The 18,184-nt window shown below is 38.5% G+C and carries 17 protein-coding genes; 12 read left to right on the forward strand and 5 right to left on the reverse strand.

The genetic code is table 11. From position 1 onward, the window contains the following. Nucleotides 1–10 precede the first annotated feature (10 nt). The 8 genes from PaeCFBP13512_RS04560 (at nucleotide 11) to PaeCFBP13512_RS04595 (ending at nucleotide 10,366) form a co-directional block, all read left to right on the forward strand. Nucleotides 11–2,095: a thioredoxin domain-containing protein gene (locus tag PaeCFBP13512_RS04560; protein WP_137221495.1), complete on the forward strand. Its 2,085-nt coding sequence runs from the start codon at nucleotides 11–13 to the stop codon at nucleotides 2,093–2,095. 177 nt (nucleotides 2,096–2,272) lie between these two features. Continuing rightward, nucleotides 2,273–2,857, forward strand: a complete 585-nt coding sequence (locus tag PaeCFBP13512_RS04565) for an RDD family protein (RefSeq protein WP_137221497.1) — start codon at nucleotides 2,273–2,275, stop codon at nucleotides 2,855–2,857. Between the two features lie 31 nt (nucleotides 2,858–2,888). Next, nucleotides 2,889–3,416 carry an RDD family protein gene (locus PaeCFBP13512_RS04570; RefSeq protein WP_161594209.1) on the forward strand — a complete coding sequence of 176 codons (528 nt, stop codon included), beginning with the start codon at nucleotides 2,889–2,891 and terminating at the stop codon, nucleotides 3,414–3,416. 195 nt (nucleotides 3,417–3,611) lie between these two features. After that, entirely contained in the window at nucleotides 3,612–4,742 is a 1,131-nt protein-coding gene (locus PaeCFBP13512_RS04575) for a PP2C family protein-serine/threonine phosphatase (RefSeq protein WP_069326026.1), read from the forward strand. A gap of 25 nt (nucleotides 4,743–4,767) precedes the next feature. Then, nucleotides 4,768–6,822: a FapA family protein gene (locus tag PaeCFBP13512_RS04580; RefSeq protein ID WP_161594210.1), complete on the forward strand. Its 2,055-nt coding sequence runs from the start codon at nucleotides 4,768–4,770 to the stop codon at nucleotides 6,820–6,822. Between the two features lie 14 nt (nucleotides 6,823–6,836). After that, nucleotides 6,837–7,148, forward strand: coding sequence for an STAS domain-containing protein (locus PaeCFBP13512_RS04585; RefSeq protein ID WP_069326024.1), 312 nt, complete (start codon nucleotides 6,837–6,839; stop codon nucleotides 7,146–7,148). Next, nucleotides 7,148–9,205, forward strand: a complete 2,058-nt coding sequence (locus tag PaeCFBP13512_RS04590; protein ID WP_137221505.1) for an HD domain-containing phosphohydrolase — start codon at nucleotides 7,148–7,150, stop codon at nucleotides 9,203–9,205. Before PaeCFBP13512_RS04585 ends, PaeCFBP13512_RS04590 begins: the two co-directional genes overlap by 1 nt. Before the next feature lie 132 nt (nucleotides 9,206–9,337). Next, nucleotides 9,338–10,366, forward strand: a complete 1,029-nt coding sequence (locus PaeCFBP13512_RS04595) for a dienelactone hydrolase family protein (protein WP_137221507.1) — start codon at nucleotides 9,338–9,340, stop codon at nucleotides 10,364–10,366. A gap of 60 nt (nucleotides 10,367–10,426) precedes the next feature. Here the strand turns inward: PaeCFBP13512_RS04595 and PaeCFBP13512_RS04600 are convergent, their stop codons facing one another. From PaeCFBP13512_RS04600 to PaeCFBP13512_RS04620, 5 genes are all read right to left on the reverse strand, one after another. Further along, nucleotides 10,427–10,717, reverse strand: a complete 291-nt coding sequence (locus PaeCFBP13512_RS04600; RefSeq protein ID WP_069326047.1) for a YxcD family protein — start codon at nucleotides 10,715–10,717, stop codon at nucleotides 10,427–10,429. Nucleotides 10,718–10,722: 5 nt separating this feature from the next. Next, nucleotides 10,723–11,157, reverse strand: coding sequence for a hypothetical protein (locus PaeCFBP13512_RS04605; protein WP_069326021.1), 435 nt, complete (start codon nucleotides 11,155–11,157; stop codon nucleotides 10,723–10,725). A 131-nt stretch (nucleotides 11,158–11,288) separates the two neighbouring features. Then, nucleotides 11,289–11,852 (reverse strand): PadR family transcriptional regulator, encoded by a 564-nt coding sequence (locus PaeCFBP13512_RS04610; protein WP_069326020.1) that lies wholly within the window; start codon nucleotides 11,850–11,852, stop codon nucleotides 11,289–11,291. Between the two features lie 278 nt (nucleotides 11,853–12,130). After that, nucleotides 12,131–12,715: a beta-class carbonic anhydrase gene (locus PaeCFBP13512_RS04615; RefSeq protein ID WP_069326019.1), complete on the reverse strand. Its 585-nt coding sequence runs from the start codon at nucleotides 12,713–12,715 to the stop codon at nucleotides 12,131–12,133. Between the two features lie 41 nt (nucleotides 12,716–12,756). Further along, nucleotides 12,757–13,095: an iron-sulfur cluster biosynthesis family protein gene (locus tag PaeCFBP13512_RS04620; protein WP_137221509.1), complete on the reverse strand. Its 339-nt coding sequence runs from the start codon at nucleotides 13,093–13,095 to the stop codon at nucleotides 12,757–12,759. A 246-nt stretch (nucleotides 13,096–13,341) separates the two neighbouring features. On the opposite strand from PaeCFBP13512_RS04620, the gene PaeCFBP13512_RS04625 reads away from it, so the two are divergent. The 4 genes from PaeCFBP13512_RS04625 (at nucleotide 13,342) to PaeCFBP13512_RS04640 (ending at nucleotide 18,182) form a co-directional block, all read left to right on the forward strand. Beyond that, nucleotides 13,342–14,871, forward strand: coding sequence for a carboxypeptidase M32 (locus PaeCFBP13512_RS04625; protein ID WP_069326017.1), 1,530 nt, complete (start codon nucleotides 13,342–13,344; stop codon nucleotides 14,869–14,871). 199 nt (nucleotides 14,872–15,070) lie between these two features. Further along, entirely contained in the window at nucleotides 15,071–16,045 is a 975-nt protein-coding gene (locus PaeCFBP13512_RS04630; RefSeq protein WP_069326016.1) for an aromatic acid exporter family protein, read from the forward strand. A 192-nt stretch (nucleotides 16,046–16,237) separates the two neighbouring features. After that, nucleotides 16,238–17,278: an ABC transporter ATP-binding protein gene (locus PaeCFBP13512_RS04635; protein ID WP_069326015.1), complete on the forward strand. Its 1,041-nt coding sequence runs from the start codon at nucleotides 16,238–16,240 to the stop codon at nucleotides 17,276–17,278. Further along, entirely contained in the window at nucleotides 17,256–18,182 is a 927-nt protein-coding gene (locus PaeCFBP13512_RS04640) for an ABC transporter ATP-binding protein (protein WP_069326014.1), read from the forward strand. Before PaeCFBP13512_RS04635 ends, PaeCFBP13512_RS04640 begins: the two co-directional genes overlap by 23 nt. Nucleotides 18,183–18,184: the final 2 nt, after the last annotated feature.

Genomic DNA, 18,184 nt, shown 5'->3' on the forward strand with positions numbered 1-18,184 from the left:
GGACACAAAATTGAATATTCAATCTAACAATCTAATAAACGAAAAATCTCCTTACTTGCTTCAACATGCTCATAACCCTGTGAATTGGTTCCCTTGGGGAGAAGAAGCTTTTACCAGAGCTAAATCGGAAAACAAACCCATTTTTCTCAGTGTAGGATATTCTACCTGTCATTGGTGCCATGTAATGGAAAAAGAATCTTTTGAAAACGAAGAAGTGGCTCAATTGCTTAATGAATCTTATATCTCTATTAAAGTCGATCGTGAAGAACGGCCGGATATTGATAATTTATATATGGCGTATTGCCAAGCATTAACCGGGCAAGGTGGATGGCCTTTAACGGTATTGCTAACCCCTGACCAAAAGCCATTTTATGCGGGCACGTATTTTCCGAAAGAGACGAAATATGGTCGAATCGGTATGATGGATATGCTGTCTCAGATTCGTGATAAATGGACAGAAGATCGTGAAAATATTGTTAAATCCGGCGATGATATTGTAGAACGTATGAATCGCCAGCAGACGAAGATTACGAAGTCTGGGCAGTTTGGTGAAGAACTTGTACATCGTGGATACAAAACATTTCAGAGTTCATTTGATGAAGTATACGGTGGATTTGGCGGAGCACCCAAGTTCCCGACTCCACATCATTTGATGTTTCTCAGTGCCTATTCTCATGTGTATCAAGAACCAGAAGCATTACATATGGTGCGCAAAACATTAGATCATATGTATAGTGGCGGAATCTATGATCATATCGGATTTGGCTTTTCTCGTTATTCGACCGATGAGAAGTGGTTAGTTCCTCATTTTGAAAAAATGTTGTACGATAATTCATTATTAGCGATTGCTTATCTGGATGGATACCGTTTGACCAGCGAAACCAAATATGCACATATCGCAGAATCTATTTTTACTTATGTATTGCGGGATATGACTTCACCTGAAGGAGCTTTTTATAGTGCTGAAGATGCGGACTCCGAAGGGGTCGAAGGGAAGTTTTATGTATTTACTCGCGATGAGATCGAAGAAGTATTAGGTCTGGAAGAGATGCATAAATATTGTAACGTGTATGATATAACGCCTGAAGGTAATTTTGAAGGTAAAAATATTCCAAACTTGATTCCTTTTTCTACCTCAGAAATTGCAGAGCAACGTGATCTCAATGAACTGGCATTACGCACCGATCTAGAAGAAGCCCGTCAGAAATTATTTGATTATCGTGAGCAACGCGTGCACCCTTCCAAAGATGATAAAGTGTTAACCGCATGGAACGGCATGATGATTGCGGCTCTCGCTAGAGCAAGTCAAACTTTACAAAAACCTGAATATGCACAAGCAGCAGTTAAAGCAGCTGATTTTATTTGGGAACATATGCGTCGTGAAGATGGTCGTCTGCTTGCTCGCTACCGTGATGGGGAAGCCGCTTATAGTGCTTATGTCGATGATTATGCTTATTTGATCTGGGGCTTACAAGAATTGTATGAAGCGACTGGATTAGCGAAGTATCTACAACAAGCGATAACACTCAAAGAACAATTGATTGCTCTATTTTGGGATGAAGAGCAGGGTGGATTTTATTTCACAGGTCAAGATGGAGAAGCATTGATTACTCGTACAAAAGAAATTTATGATGGAGCGATGCCATCGGGTAATTCTGTTGCGGCATGGACATTAGCCAAATTAGCTGCGGTGACGCAAGATATAGAACTGCGTCAATATGCCGAACAAATTGTGACTACATTTACAGGCACGGCTGAGCAATATCCAGCAGGGTATTCGATGTTACTACTTGCGGGATTGCAATTGTTGCAGGGGAATCAAGAAATTGTACTTGCAGGGAAAGTAGAAGATATCCATTTTCAAGAAATGATCGCTGAAGTGCAAAAAGCTTATTTACCATTTGCTTCTCTAATTATTCATGCAGATGGTACATCAGGTGAAGCCATTAGAGAGTTGCTTCCTCATTTGCAAGACAAAGGTATGCAACAAAGTCAGGCAACCGCGTATATCTGTGAAGATTTTGTCTGTCATGAGCCATTAACGACAGTAGAAGCATTGCGTGAGTCTGTTCATCGCCCTGTGCATCTAAAATAGTTAAACAACTTGTAATCTAGCAGATAAGACTTTCAATTATATGAAAACCTACTTCTACATTCACATGTGGAGTAGGTTTTCTTTTGTATATGTGATTATCTAGTAATTTACAACTATATCGTATAAAATAACAAAGTTGGTAGAAATGTATACATAGCAGAATAGGAGTTAGATGAAATGAATGAAGCAGGAACCAGTTCTCACGGCTACGCAGGATTTTGGAAAAGAACAGCAGCGACGTTGATCGATGGATTTATTGTCGGATTTGTGTTATTGATTTTGCTAGGAATTCCTACGATCATCGGATTTGTGAATGGAACATGGATGAAGAATGAAAATGAATACACCACAGGCGATATTACTTTTTTGATTGTATTTTACATTTTATATGTTATTGCCGAATTAGTCGTACCGTGGTTGTATTTTAGTTTATTTGAAAAATCGAAATACCATGCCACACCAGGTAAAATGGCTCTAGGTATCATAGTAGTAGATCGTTATTTCCAACCGATTCGTTTTGGTCGAGCAACAGGACGCTTTTGGGCTAAAAATTTATCGTATATGATCTTATGCATCGGTTATATGATGGCAGGTTGGACACAATACAAGCAAGCATTACATGATATGGTCGCTAGCACCTATGTTGTAAATAAAAAAGATTGGGAACAATACATGTATATGCAACAACAGCAACAAGCAGCTTCTTGGAACCAACCAGAGATGTCTTCTTATTTGCAAAAAGATCAACCCGAATTTAGATAAAAATTAAAGGGCTAGAGGAGAAACGATTATATTGTATGCAGGATTTTGGAAAAGGTTTGCAGCTATATGTATAGATGCAATTATTCTTAGTATTGTATATTTAATTTCAAGTGTTATTTTGAGTGTCATTATTGTGGGTATCATCCATCTTACAGATCATTCATTCAGAAATGAAGTCTTTATAGGCGATCTACTGCCTATTATTTTTCAATTATTATCTGTTTTGTTAACCTGGTTATACTTTGGATTATTTGAGAAGTCGAAGTATCAAGCGACTTTGGGTAAAATGATACTCAGAATCAAAGTAGTAAATCGTTCTATGCAACCGATAGGATTCGGACGTGCAGTAGCACGTTATTTCTTAAGAATATTATGTAATTTCACTTTAGGCATAGGATATATTATCGTTGGATTTACAAAGTATAAGCAAGGTATTCATGATATGATTGCAGATACGTACATTGTGAATAACCGCACTCTGGATAATTATTTATATGAACAGCAATTTCAATCACCACCACAGACCGAATATCCTTTGAATATGGATAAAAATATGTAGTTGTAAGCCTTATATCATCATTTGTAGGTTTATTGAAAGTCTATTTTGCTTCAAGCAAAGTAGGCTTTTTTTGTTCAAATCTATTCAAAATTCTTAATTAAATGCTTACTCAATATAATTGTAATCGTTAACTATCACATAAATGGAAGAAACTGACGAAAATAAAGATATAAACTACTCTGAAGGAGAAGTATCATGAGTATATTGATTGTAGATGACTCCAGACTTAATCTTGTCTTTTTGCAAAATGTACTCGATACAGCAGGGTACAAGCATATACAGACGGCTTCTTCGGCTCAAGAAGCATTCGATATTCTTAGTATTCACGACCAAGTATCTCCTCGTAAAGCAGCGGCGATTGATTTAATTTTATTGGATATTGTAATGCCTGGAATCGACGGAATTGAAGCCTGTCGGATTATTAAGAGTTGTATCGTTTATCAGGATTTGCCTATTATTTTCCTCACCGCAGATCGGATTCATTTCAAAGAAGCTTTTAATGCAGGCGGTATGGATTTTATTGAAAAAGGTGGACCTGATTATGAACTACTGGCACGAGTTCAATCCGCTATTCGACTTAAAAAAGAAATGGATTCACGTAAAATTCGAGAAGAAAAAGTGCAAAAAGAGCTTCAATTGGCTAAACATTTACAACGTAGCGTCCTTAGTCCACCAATTAATGAACCTACTATTCGAGTGCACAGTAGCTATCTACAATCGACCGAAGTATCCGGTGATATGTTGTACTGGAAAATGTTCGATCCACAGCATTGTGGTGTACTGCTCATTGATGTATCTGGTCACGGAATATCGGCTGCACTGATCAGTATGTCGATTCGTTCTCTGCTTGATGGCATTGTAGGTGTAGTGAAAGAGCCTCAACTGGTCTGTCAGGAATTGAACAAAAAGATGAGAGCACTATTTGGTAAAAATCGCCGTGCTGCTTACTTTACAGCGATTTATCTATTTATCGACTTAGAGTTAAAGCAAATTGAGTATTTTAATGCAGGGCATCCACCGGGTTTATTATTTTTGAAAGATCAATTTCCTACTCAATTAACAGGTACAACCGTCCCAATTGGTATTCAAAATGATATGAAATTAGATACAGCTACAGTGACATACGAGACACCTGCACGCATTGTCTTATACACCGATGGATTAGTAGAAAAGCCTGGCGTCTCTATCCATGCAGGAATCGAAAAGTTAGAACACTATGCTCAAAGTCTACATTATTTGGAAAATGAAGCGTTCGTAGTGAAATTAGAACGTTTGATTCAGCATCGTAAAGATGATGTCTGCATTATTTCGATTGAATTGACATGAGAAAGGTATGGAGGAGGTACCCACTATGGAGCGTAGTGTGATTGCTAGAGCCAAAACAGTGCAAGATGCCGTGGAGCAAGCTCTAACTTTGCTAGATGCTACCAAGCAACAGGTTCATATTGAAGTGATGGAAAGTGAAGCCAAAGGGATGCTTGGGCTTTATTCCAAGCAAGCTGTAGTCAAAGTAACACTCAAAACAGAAGAAATACTAGATCAATCGCTGGATATGGCAGAGTATTCTCCGCCGATCTCTATAGCTGAAGCCAGTGTGAATATACCACCTTCTAGAATCGAACATCCAGTCACTACCCCCTCTATAGATGATACAGAAGGTAAAGTATGGATTGAAGCAGGGCAAGTCTATTTTCATTCCAAAGGAAACCATCAACCTAGTATTCGTGCAACTGAACAGGTATCTCTTTGGATTGACGAAGTACCTATTCTCACAGGGGAAACAGTAAAATTATCTGCTGGCGATATTGTCCGATATGAAGTAGAAGATAAAGTGGTACAACCGGTCTGGGACATTCATATTGATGATAAAGCAATGAATGTACAATTACGAATTGAAGCAGGATATCGCATTATTCGGCAGGTTGTTGATACTCCACCAACATTGCGATTGGTTCTCAAAGCAGAAGAACAGAAGCAACATACACCGATTGAACCGATAGCCGTACGCAAAAAATTAATCGAACAAAAAGTAGTCTACGGTCTGTACCATGATGAGATCAAAAAAGCTTGCCTGAGTGAAGTAAATGATACATTTCTGATTGCAGAAGGTGAGCAGGCAATCGCAGGTACGAATGGATACTTTGAGATTAAAGTCGATACCAAGACTCGTAAAGTACAGCCCAAAATGCGCGAAAATGGAACAATCGATTATCGTGAGATTAAAGAATTTCCTTGTGTCGATGCTGGTGATTTGATTGGTCTAATCTATCCACCTGTGATTGGCATAAATGGAGTCAATGTATTTGGAGAACCTGTTCTAGCACCACCGGTAACAGGTGTGATTGTCTTAACCGGTCATGGTACACAGCTATCTCAAGATGGATTGGAAATTCTTGCTACACGTACCGGAATGCCTGAAGTGATTATACAGGGAAGACATGTAAAGGTTGCGATTATTCCGAAACTTGAGCATCGTGGAGATGTTGTTCTTCAGACAGGCAATATTCATTTTCAAGGTGATGTTGAAATTAGTGGCACAGTTCAAGATACGATGAAAGTCGAAGCAGATGGTAATATTCATATTAAAGGCAATGTGAATATGGCAGAAATTATAGCAACTCAGTCATTAATGGTCACTGCTAATGTGATCGGAAGCGAAGTGGCGGTTGGACAATTGTTCCTTTTTTATGGTCAAGCAGAACCTATTTTGCAAGTGATTTTGGAACAAACGGAATTTTTGACGACAGCGATCGAGCAATTGAATCGCGCAGCAGCTTTTAAAATCACAGATATTGATCAGCATGGTCTCGCTCCTTTGCTTGACGTTTTATTTCGTGGACGGTTTAAAGAGTTGCATAAGCAATTACTTTTGTTTATGCGTACTATAGAAGAACACAAAGCGTTAATCAATGAAGAATGGCAAAAATATATCAAAGAAATCAAAAATGGTTTTTTAAATCTAACAATGAGTCATTTTAAAACAGCACAGGATTTGGATCGTTTTGTTAAGCGAACAGCCTATTTGTTAGACCGAGTTGTTTTACCTCAATTGGATCATATTTTTGCACAATTTCATTATATTCAGAATAGTCAAATTCTTGTAGGTGGGCCAGTCCAAGTGAAAAAAGGATGTTACAACACACAATTGCGCTGTGCAGGATTACTTGAAGTGACAGGATTTCTACGTGGTGGAGATTATTATGCCGCCAAAGGGATGCATATTCAAGAAGCTGGCACGATAGGCAGTAATTCTACGAAATTAACCGTCAAAGAAGGCGCAGTGATTCATGTGGACAAGTTACTAGGCGGAACGATTTTACAGATCGGCTCCAAAATGCACCATTTTAAAGAAGATACCTTGAATGTCAAAGCACGCTTGAATGAGGATCGCCAATTTGTATGGTAGGAGAGTGAAAAATAATGTTTGCATATCAAATCGTGACCGATGAAGTACAAGCTACAATTTATTTTGAAGGTGATATTGATATTGATGCTGGGGATGTATTGGAGGACGAGATCGAACCGGCTGTAGCACCGTATACGAATATTATATTGAATTTGGAAAAGGTATTCTTTGTAGATTCTTCTGGGATTGGACTGATTATTCGTCTGGTACAAGTGTTGCAAGAATTAGGGCGTAATGTCTATATTGAACAAACTCAACCGGAGGTTATGGAAGTTTTTGAATTGCTTCAACTGGATGAGATTCTGGGCAAGGAAATCTTTAGATAATGAAAGAAAAGAACGGTTATACGATATTGCTCAGCCTTGTAGGGGTAGCAAGTATCGTATATATGATCCGCGAATGGCATTCAATTGCATTGTTTGCGATTGCGCCGATTCTGTTTCTTATCGTTTTGTTGGATCTGTTTCCGGTCAGATTACTAAGCGGTGAGGAGTACAGCGGAAGTCTGGTTGGGTTTCTTATTCTTGCGCTTGCTTTTGGGTATAATCCTGCTATTTTGGGAATAGTCATCAGTACGATTATATCTTACACACGCAAAAAGAATTTTGATATTCGGCAAATGAATCTTTTTCGAATCTGCTCTGCATTAGGCAAAAGTGTAATTAGTATTTTTTTATCGTATCAAGTGATGGAAGCCTTGAATCCTTTTTCTACCTATATTCAGGCAGGGCTAGGAGCTCTAGTATTTAGTCTGGTCTATATGTTATTACTAGCAGGTGCTTCTACAACGATTATCGGCACACCTTTTCTTAATGATATGGTGCTCAAATTAAAAGAGTTGATCGTACCTGTATTATTATGTACGATTATCGTTCCTCATTTTCTAAGACATATCTCGTTAGGCAATATCGTATACGAAACGGTGTATGTGTTATTGTTTTTGCTACTGATTATTTTTTTGTCGCATGGATTTATTCGTCAATTACAGATTCGAATGAAATCTTCAGAAGAGTTTATTCGATTAAGCGAATTGAGAATTTCTCAACGTAATGAAGGGCATGGTAAGAACACAGGGATTCTTTGTCAGTATATGTTGGAACTACTGGCGTATCCCAAAAAAAGAAGAACAGATTTAGTCAATTACACTACACTACATGATATTGGTAAATCATTATTACCGATGGAGATTCTGACGAAGCGTGGTGCATTATCTTTAACAGAAGAAAAAGAGTATCAGTCTCACGCTACTGAAAGTTCTAATATTATTTATGCGATTAGTGGAGATAAGAAAGCGGCAGCCTGGGTACTTCATCATCATGAACGTTATGATGGCAAAGGATTCCCGTCTGGCTTGAAAGGTCAAGATATTCCTTATGAATCGCGTATTATAGCGCTCTGCAATCATTTGGAACATTTGTTAAGTAGTCATTCCGATAATGTAGACGTCTTACACCAATTACAACGACTTTCAGGCAAAGTATTAGATCCCAAGTTGATACAACGGATCACATTAGAGATTATTATCGCTTTGCGCCAGCTTGTGATCACTAAGCCGTTACTTGAAGGTTCGGATCTGATTGATTCAGAACTTCCATCTGTAGATGAACACAAAGAAATGAGTGGATTCACTGGTGGGACTGTATTGCTTAAATATAAAGACCATCATAGTCTGCAAGAGATGGAAGACATTCATTTGAAAAATCAATTAGGGCCACTGGCTGAACATGCATTACGTGTCTCTGAAAATTTCTATGAAGTGATCCAGAGTAATCAAAAAACATTTGAAGCTCATTTTTATCCAGAAAATAATTGGGTTGCTATTGTATTAACAGATATTACACCGGCGTTAGAATACCGTGAACAATTGCATCAAAGTACGATGCGCTCGTATAAAGATGTGATCGAAACACTTTCCAAAAGCAAAATTGATATCTGTCTAGAACAACAAGAGATTGAAGAACATCTGGGTAGTCCACTAGCTAATATGGATATTATGACTAAAAGCGACGTATCTTCAGGACGCTCATTGGTGATGGAGTATATTCCAGAAGAGCTCAAAATCAATCAACCGAAAAAACTGATGCATATTAAACTCGCTGTATCTGAAGGAGTTACCAATCTGATTAAACATGCTGCACATGGCAAATTGTCTGTGTATAGTAAGCCTAATGTGTTACAAATTTATATTACAGATCATGGTTCAGGTATTCCTATTCATGAGTTGCCCAAAATGATACTGATCTCAGGATATAGTAGTAAGCGTTCACTAGGTAAAGGCTTTGCATTGATGTACACCTCAGCAGATCGAATTATGGTGCATACCAGTTCAAAAGGAACATCTATTTTGCTAGAGTTTGATGTTTTGTTAGAAGAAGCAGGTTAATGATAGATGTATATCGCTATCATTAACTTGTTTTTATATAAACTAGCGATATAATAAAGGCATTATCAGGTCATTATGGAAAAAGAGAGCATATATAACTCAAAATGATAACGTGTGCATAGGAGGAGAAATATGGATGACTGGCAGGGAGATACACTGTTAAAGCAGTTATATACAGATACTGCGGCACAACATTCATTGTCTTTTGCAGAAGAAGGACAGGATCGATCTCAAGGAAGGACGTTATTGCAACAGCTTATCGGTACATTTCCATCAAATGATAGTGATGAAGTAAAGCTTTTGGAAACCGTTGATTGTGGTACATATATTCGCAAGCGGATAGAATTGTCCGCTTCTCCTTATAGTTCATTTGCTGCTTATGTCTTAATTCCCAAAAATCTAACGACACCTGCACCCGCAGTGATTGCTATTCATGGTCATGGCTACGGTAGCCGTGAGATTGTAGGCCTATTGCCAAATGGAGAAACCGATCTCAATACACCGGGTATTCATCAACATTATGCTGTACAACTGGTCAACCGAGGGCTAATCACTATAGCTCCTGATGTGATTGGTTTTGGAGAAAGACGATTGGCTGAAGATATGGCTAGAAATGCAGAGGTTGCTAATTCATGTGATTCTTTATCGAGTCGAATGTTATTAATGGGGAAGACGTTGGCTGGATTTAGAGTACATGAACTATTGAAAGTAGTAGATGTTCTAAGTGAAATGCCAGAAGTGGATGCAGAGCGGATTGGGATTATGGGATTTTCAGGAGGAGCATTGATTGCTTATTTGACAGCGGTACTTGATCAACGGATACGTGCTACAGTACTTACAGGATTCACCAATACGTATCAGGACAGTATTCTGCATATTCATCACTGTATCTGTAATTATATTCCCGGTCAGGCAGTGTATGCCGACTTGCCTCAATGGATCGGTCTGATCGCGCCACGACCTTTATTTGTAGAAGGGGGAAAGGGTGACCCGATTTTTCCTTTACAAGGTGTGGAGCAGGCGATAACACAGTTACAACAGATCTATCTACAGCATCATGCAGAAGAACAATTTGCATATGATTTATTTGAAGGTAGCCATGAGATTAGTGGACGATATGCGTATGATTGGATACAAAAAAAGCTTGCGATCGTCGACTAAATGATAGTCTATATCGCAAGCTTTTGGAAAGTATTCTTCATTAAATGAATAGAGTAGAGATTAGTTATCGCGAATAATCGCTTGAATTTCTTCTTCGTCATCGTTGATAACTAATTCTACCTGTTCTTTAAATACACGTGCATTATACTCACTGAACATATAACGTAAGATCGCTTCGTTCAGATTACTTTCGACTAAATATTGGCTTCGTCCTTCTGTCCACACTTCTGCGGTGTAACCCGTGTCTTCTTCCCAGGAAAGTTGAACCGTTACATCCGTAGGTTTGAGTCCTTTGCGTTCAGCGATATTCAAGCACACTGCGTTAATGATTTCATCCATACTGAGTCGCATAGGCATTAACGTCTGTTGTACGGATCAGCGGATTTTTTACGTTGACGAATCATACGGTAAATACCACGAGCCGCTATAAATAGAATATAAATAGCAAATAAGTTGATAACTAATCCTAACAAGTCTCCGAACATTCCCATATTACCGAACATTCCGCCGAATAACATACCGGCAAGACCACCAATCATTAATCCTTTGAAAAAGCTACCACCGCTGAAAAATCCACGATTAGCTGTTGAACCGGCTGTAGTATTTTTACTACGGTTCGTGCTGTTCATTGTACTGCTATTGCTATCTGTTGATTTTTTAGGTGTTGTTGTGTAAGACTTCGGTGAAGATTTGAATCCACCACCACGTCTTGCATCTGCATCATTAGCAAATCCGCTAAATAAGGTGAAGAATAATGTGAATGCTACAAAAACCATCAGCATTTTTTTCATTGTGTTCATGATCCTCCTAGTAGTTGTCTTCAATGACAGTATAATTATTATACGAAGCACTTATTATTAGGTTTCAAAATGTTTTAATATTGATTCTCTTTATTTTGAACCATTGGCTTCGTATAAACTGTTCATTGGTGTTGAGGTTGTGAGGAACTTTCTGTTGTTGTGGAATTTTTGAGCATGTCGATCACCCATGTTGTCCATTCCAAATTCGCTTTAGCTGTTGCCAATGCTTTTTGACGCAAAATATACAATCCAAAATCGCGTGTACCGAATTGACGTACTTCTTCAGGCATTTTGTGAATCGCTTGCTCAAAGTAATGAATACGTTCTTGGTAATAAATAGATCGTGTACTAAACAAAGAGATAGCGTTTTCGCGATCGGTTGTCCATAAGCAAAATGCTTTGAGAACCAATTCATCACGACTAACAGGTTCACCCGCAGGAAGTTGCATCCATTCTTTGAGACGTTGCTCTCCTAGAGGGGTAATTGCGTAAATCTTTTTGTCTGGCTTGTCTGTTTGTTGAATCCATTCTGCGGATAACAGATGTTGTTCTTCCATGCGTGATAACAATGGATAAATTTGACTATGTTTTGCTTGCCAAAACGGTTGAATCTTGAGCATCAAGTCGTAACCTGACGAATTATTGCGTGCAAGCAAGGCAAGTAAACCATAAGATAGCGTGTTCATAGGGCATTCTCTCCTATCTTTTAAAACAGCCATTTGGCCGATTTAAGATAAAGTGTACACTACAACTGTATGCTTTCGCAAGGAAGCTCATAGCGATTTTATATAAAGTTATTGAAATATAAAAAAGATAGACAAAGAATGTTCAAATTTTGAAATGAAGCGATATTTTGCTCATTTCAATAAAAATAAATAGCAAAAAGACGTGGATCAGTGACCTCCACGTCTGATATATCTACAGCCTTTTATGCTGTATTTTGAAGCGAATAATCGGTTAAAAATTAAGAGTTAGAAGGGACTTCAACCTGATCATAACCATTGACAAGTAGCTCTAATTGTCCTGTTGCTGGATCAATAATCATGCCGTGTACAGGAACGCTAGCAGGAAGTAAAGGATGGTTTTTGATAATGTCTACGCTACGCATAACGCCTTCTTTTTCGTTATCAAAACCTTGCAGCCATCTTTTAAGTTTAATCCCTGAATTTTCGAGTGTAGTCAGTACTTCTGGCGCAATTCCGCGTTCATGGATTTTCTCAATCATATGATCTGAGTTCAGTGAAGCCATACCACATCCATGATGACCAACTACGATCACTTCTTCTGCTTTTAATTCGTAAATAGCGACAAGAATACTACGCATTACACTACCAAATGGTTGTGAAATAATAGCACCTGCGTTTTTTAGAATTTTGGCATCACCGTTACGAATATTCATTGCTTTAGGCAATAATTCAGTCAAACGGGTATCCATGCACGTCAAAATGACCAACTTTTTCTCAGGAAAAGGACTGGAAAGATACGCTTCATACTCTTTACTTGTCACGAACTCCTGATTGTGTTGCATAATAGTTGTAATCGAATTCATTGATTATCCTCCTGCTCATCTTACGGATTCATAATAAAAAATTAGGCTAATGCTTTGCGTCCATCAAGAACGCGAATACTTCTACTATAGTACTGAGAAGCACTACTGAGTCTGAGTGAAGAACCTGCATCATCGGTTGATAATGTCAATTCATCATCATCATAATACGATTCACCACTTTGATGCATGGTGAGTGTTAGTACATTGCTTTCGATAACGGTATCTCGTTTGCCAGGCTCATCAATTAAACGAAGTGCCGGGATACCACCTGTACATCCGCAATCTTCATTATCTACGAAAATTCGAATAACAGCTTTGTTATCTCCTATTTTGCGTGCTAAATACTGTTCTGCTTGAGGGGTTACATTTACTTTTACCATTACGATTCACTCCTTAGAAGTTACAGGTATTATGATATGAGCAAAAATGGTTAAATGTATTCTTATAGACTCATAAATCAAAGTGTATAGCACAATCTGATGAATGATGTCTATAATATTTAATTGTGTACCATTGATTATACGTCTAGAAGAACGTATCATCAAGAGGTGTCTTTTTACAAAAATAACAATATTACATGTCATAGCCCAAGTGTTGTGTATGTAAGCAGAGAGGTGAACCCTATTATGGAACAATATGTACAAGATACGTTGACGCAATTCCGGCAATTGGTTCGCAAAATTAGCAGTTATGGTGAAGCGCTCGCATTGATGGGATGGGACTTGCGTACAGGAGCCCCACGTAAAGGTGCAGAGCTACGTGCAGATACGATTGGTGTACTAGCAACAGAACATTTCAAACTGTCTGTATCGAAAGAAATGGGCGGGTATATTGAAATCTTGTCACGTCCAGATGTATTTGAACAATTAGAAGACAATGACAAACGCATTGTACAAGATGTTCGTAAAGAGTATGAACTAAATGAGAAGATTCCACCTGAAAAAATTCAAAAATATTCTAGCTTAACGACTCATGCACAAACGGTATGGGAAGAAGCCAAACATAATGATGATTTTAAAGGCTTTGAGCCATTACTTAGTGAGATTGTAGCAATGAAACGTGATTTTATTGATTACTGGGGTGTGAAAGAAACACGTTATGATACATTGCTCGATATGTATGAGCCTGATTTGACAGTCGCCAAGTTAGATGTGGTATTTGATCGATTAAAAGCACGTCTTGTTCCTTTATTGGAAAAAATCAAGCAATCTGCACATCAACCCGACAATGATTTTTTGAAGCAACAGTATGATATTGGTCAACAAGAAAAGATAGGACATTTGTTGCTTAAAGAAATGGGTTTTGATTTTGATGCAGGACGCTTAGACGAAAGTGTGCATCCTTTTGCTACAGGTCTTAATCCAGGAGATGTACGGATTACAACAAATTATATGCCTGAAGATGTGATGAGTGCGATTTTCAGTTCTCTTCATGAAGGCGGACATGCACTGTACGAGCAAAACATTTCACACGATCTAGCAGGCACTCCATTAGCAACAGGAACATCGATGGGGATTCATGAATCTCAATCCCGTTTCTGGGAAAATGTAGTAGGACGTAGTCGTTCATTCTGGGATCGTTATTATAGTGATCTGCAACAGTTGTTCCCTGAACAGCTTAAAGAAGTATCACTTGATACGTTCTATCGTGCAGCAAACCGTGTAGAAAATACATTGATTCGTATCGAAGCTGACGAGTTAACATACAACCTTCATATCATTATTCGTTATGAAATTGAAAAAATGTTATTTAACGAAGGTCTAGATGTGAAAGATTTGCCTAAAGTATGGAACAGTAAATATCAGGAGTATCTCGGTATTACGCCACCTAATGATGCACTAGGCGTATTGCAAGATGTACACTGGTCAGGTGGAGACTTCGGATATTTCGCTTCCTATTCTCTCGGTAATATGTATGCAGCGCAAATGACGCATACGATGCGCAAAGAACTGCCTGACTTTGAAAAGTGGATTGCTGAAGGTAATCTATTGCCGATCAAAGAATGGCTAACAGATAAAATTTATAAATATGGTAAAAGCCGTACTCCTTCCGAATTGATTCAGCAGATTACAGGTGAAGACTTGAACCCGGATTATCTTGCAGACTATTTAGAAGAAAAATATAACGAGATTTATCATTTACAAACTTCAAATTAATGTAGCAAGAAGCTTTCATCTGCGAGTAGTCTAAGCCGATGAAAGCTTTTTGTTTTGCTATTCTTTTATCTAATAACAGACGAATATGATATTGTCGAATACCGGTAAATCAAGTAGGATAAAAGCTATACTCAAAAGAGTAAATGAGATTACAAAATACAGATAGAGAAAAAGAAGTGGAGTAGGGAGAGAAAGACGCATGGGTTTTCGCGTGATCAAAACGGCTATTGCGGCATTATTAGCAGTAGTTGCAGCCAGCACTTTAGGAGTTCCAAGTGCTATGTCGGCGGCGTTATTAGCTATACTGGGAGTCGATGTTACACGTAAACGAAGTCTCAAAACGATTTCAGCGCGATTTTTTGCTTCGTTGATCGGAATGATTTGTGCTTTTGTTTTATTTTCATTATTTGGATTTCATCACTGGGTATTTGCCTTATATATTTTAGTGGCGTTTCCTTTGATTACACGGGCTGGGTTTAGTGCAGGTATTGTTACCAGTTCTGTGGTAGTCGTGCATATTTTTAATGGAGCGACTTTAACAGCACATACGATGTTAGTAGAAATTGAACTGTTATTGATCGGTCTAGGATCAGCGGCTATTGTCAATCTGATCTATATGCCTAATCCTCATCAGCGTTTAGATGCAATTCGTAGCGAAGTCAATGAGCTATTGTCTCAAATGTGTGAGCAGATCGCCAAAACGCTTCGTAGTCCTTCTTTTGCTTGGGACGGAAAAGAAGTGATCGAAGCCTATACCAAAGTAGAGCAAGGACTGACCGAATCGAAGCGTGAATTGGAAAATCAGATGTTGCATACCGATGAGTCATGGACAGTCTATTTTTATATGCGAAAACAGCATTTGGATTCGATTCAGAATATGATGCAATTGGTAGCTCAAGTGTATCGTAAAATGCCTCAAGCCGATGCCGCTGCTGAAATGTTCGAACAATTATCTAGAGATGTCAAAACGCCATATTATACTGGAAAAACCGAACATTTGCTTTTAGCATTGGAAGAAGAATTTCGAAATATGGATTTACCGACAACACGCGAAGAATTTGAAATGCGTTCCGCTATCTTACAATTATGCAGAGAATTGGGTCAGTACCTAAAAATATCCAAACGTGATAAATTGCGTAACCCCTTGCTAGGTATGGATAATAAGGTAAAATAGAATATAAGTTTAATCATAGAAGCTATCTATATCGTCACACGTTATGATAGCTTTTATGCTAATTTCTTTTCACCAATTTGGAAAAAAGTTAAATTTTATTGACCTTTGGAAGATTATAAATATAAAATGATAACAATTAATAAGAAATGTTTACATTGCGTTAAAGATTGAAGGCGAGGAGGCAATCCAAATTTGAACACAGAATCGGTATTGGAAATCAGAGACCTGACAGTAGCTTTTCGTATCAAAGACGAGTATTACCCTGCTGTCGATCAACTGAACTTAACGATCAACAAAAACGAAGTTTTGGCTATTGTAGGTGAATCGGGTTGCGGTAAAAGTGCCTTGGCACTTTCTCTGACACGACTTCATGATAGCAAAAACACACGTATTGAAGGTGAACTGCTTTTTAAAGGGCAGGATTTGAACACATTGTCACCTGGACAGATGAACAAAATTCGTGGTTCCGAAATTGGAATGATTTTTCAGGACCCATTAACAGCGTTGAATCCTTTGATGACGATCGGCAAACAAATCGAGGAAAATCTCGATTATCATACGTCGCTATCTCGAAAAGAAAAAACAAAGCGTGTTATCGAATTATTGGAAAATGTAAATATTGTTGATCCAAAAAGGGTGTATGCCCAATATCCACATGAGTTATCTGGTGGGATGAGACAGCGGATTATGATAGCGATTGCCATTGCATGTCGCCCTTCATTAATTATCGCTGATGAACCAACAACAGCTCTAGATGTAACGATTCAATCTCAAATTTTGGACTTACTGAAGCAATTGCAAGCTGAAAATGACGCCGGTATTGTTCTTATCACGCATGATCTTGGTGTTGTGGCTGAAATGGCAGACCGTGTCGTTGTGATGTATGCAGGCGAAATTGTAGAAATTGCTGATGTAAACGAGTTATTCAACAATCCCAAACATCCGTATACCCGCTCACTATTGGCTTCAATGCCAGGAGCAAATGTAGGGCAGGAGAGTTTACATGTGATTGAAGGTCGTGTACCTTCATTACAGAATATCCCTCGCGGTTCCTGTCGCTTCTCAGAACGTATTCCTTGGATTCCACAGACGCATCATGCAGAGCATCCTGAGCTGAATGAAGTGGCTCCGCAACATTGGGTGCGTTGTACATGCTATCAGAATTTTCATTTTGAAGATGAAGTGGGAGATGGAAAGGAGATTGTATTGAATGGCATTGCTGGAACTCAATAACCTAAAAGTACATTATCCGATTCGTGGTGGCTTTTTCCAGCGTGTTGTCAGTCATGTCAAAGCAGTAGATGGCTTATCGATTCAGATCGAAGCAGGTAAAACTTACGGGCTTGTCGGTGAATCCGGATGTGGCAAAACAACAACAGGACGCGCAATTATCGGACTCAATAAAATAACAGAAGGAAATGTAACCTTTGAAGGGCAAGATTTAACCAAAATTGCTCACAAAAATCAGCATTCTTTACGCCGGGATATTCAAATGATTTTTCAAGATCCGTATTCTTCGCTAAATGGTAGAAAGCGTGTACTGGATATTATTGCAGAACCACTACGTAATTTTGAAAATTTAACCAAAGAAGAAGAACGTAGACGTGTGCAAGATTTGCTTGAAAAAGTAGGTTTGAATCCAGAAGCGGCTTTTAAATATCCGCATGAATTTTCAGGTGGACAGCGTCAGCGGATCGGTATCGCCAGAGCATTGACGTTGAATCCGAAGCTGATTATTGCAGATGAACCGGTATCTGCTCTGGATGTATCGGTGCAAGCACAAGTGCTTAACTTTATGAAAGAAATTCAGAAAGAATTTAATCTAACCTACTTATTTATCAGTCATGATCTAGGGATTGTGCGTCATATGTGTGATGAGATCGGGATTATGTATCGTGGTCGTCTGGTAGAACAGGGGAATACAGAAGATATTTATGAAAATCCACAACATGTGTATACCAAGCGATTGATTTCAGCGATTCCGAATATTGATCCAGGTCAGCGCCAAGCGAGTACACAGGCACGTCAACATATTTTATCTTCATATCAACAAGATCTTAATAATCTCTTAGACCCAGAGGGCAAGCCATTGGCATTGAAGTCGATCAGCTCGTCACATCAAGTCGCATTACCATAGGG

Origin of the sequence: Paenibacillus sp. CFBP13512, from assembly GCF_005233705.1 — a bacterium.
Lineage (GTDB): Bacteria > Bacillota > Bacilli > Paenibacillales > Paenibacillaceae > Saccharibacillus > Saccharibacillus nuruki.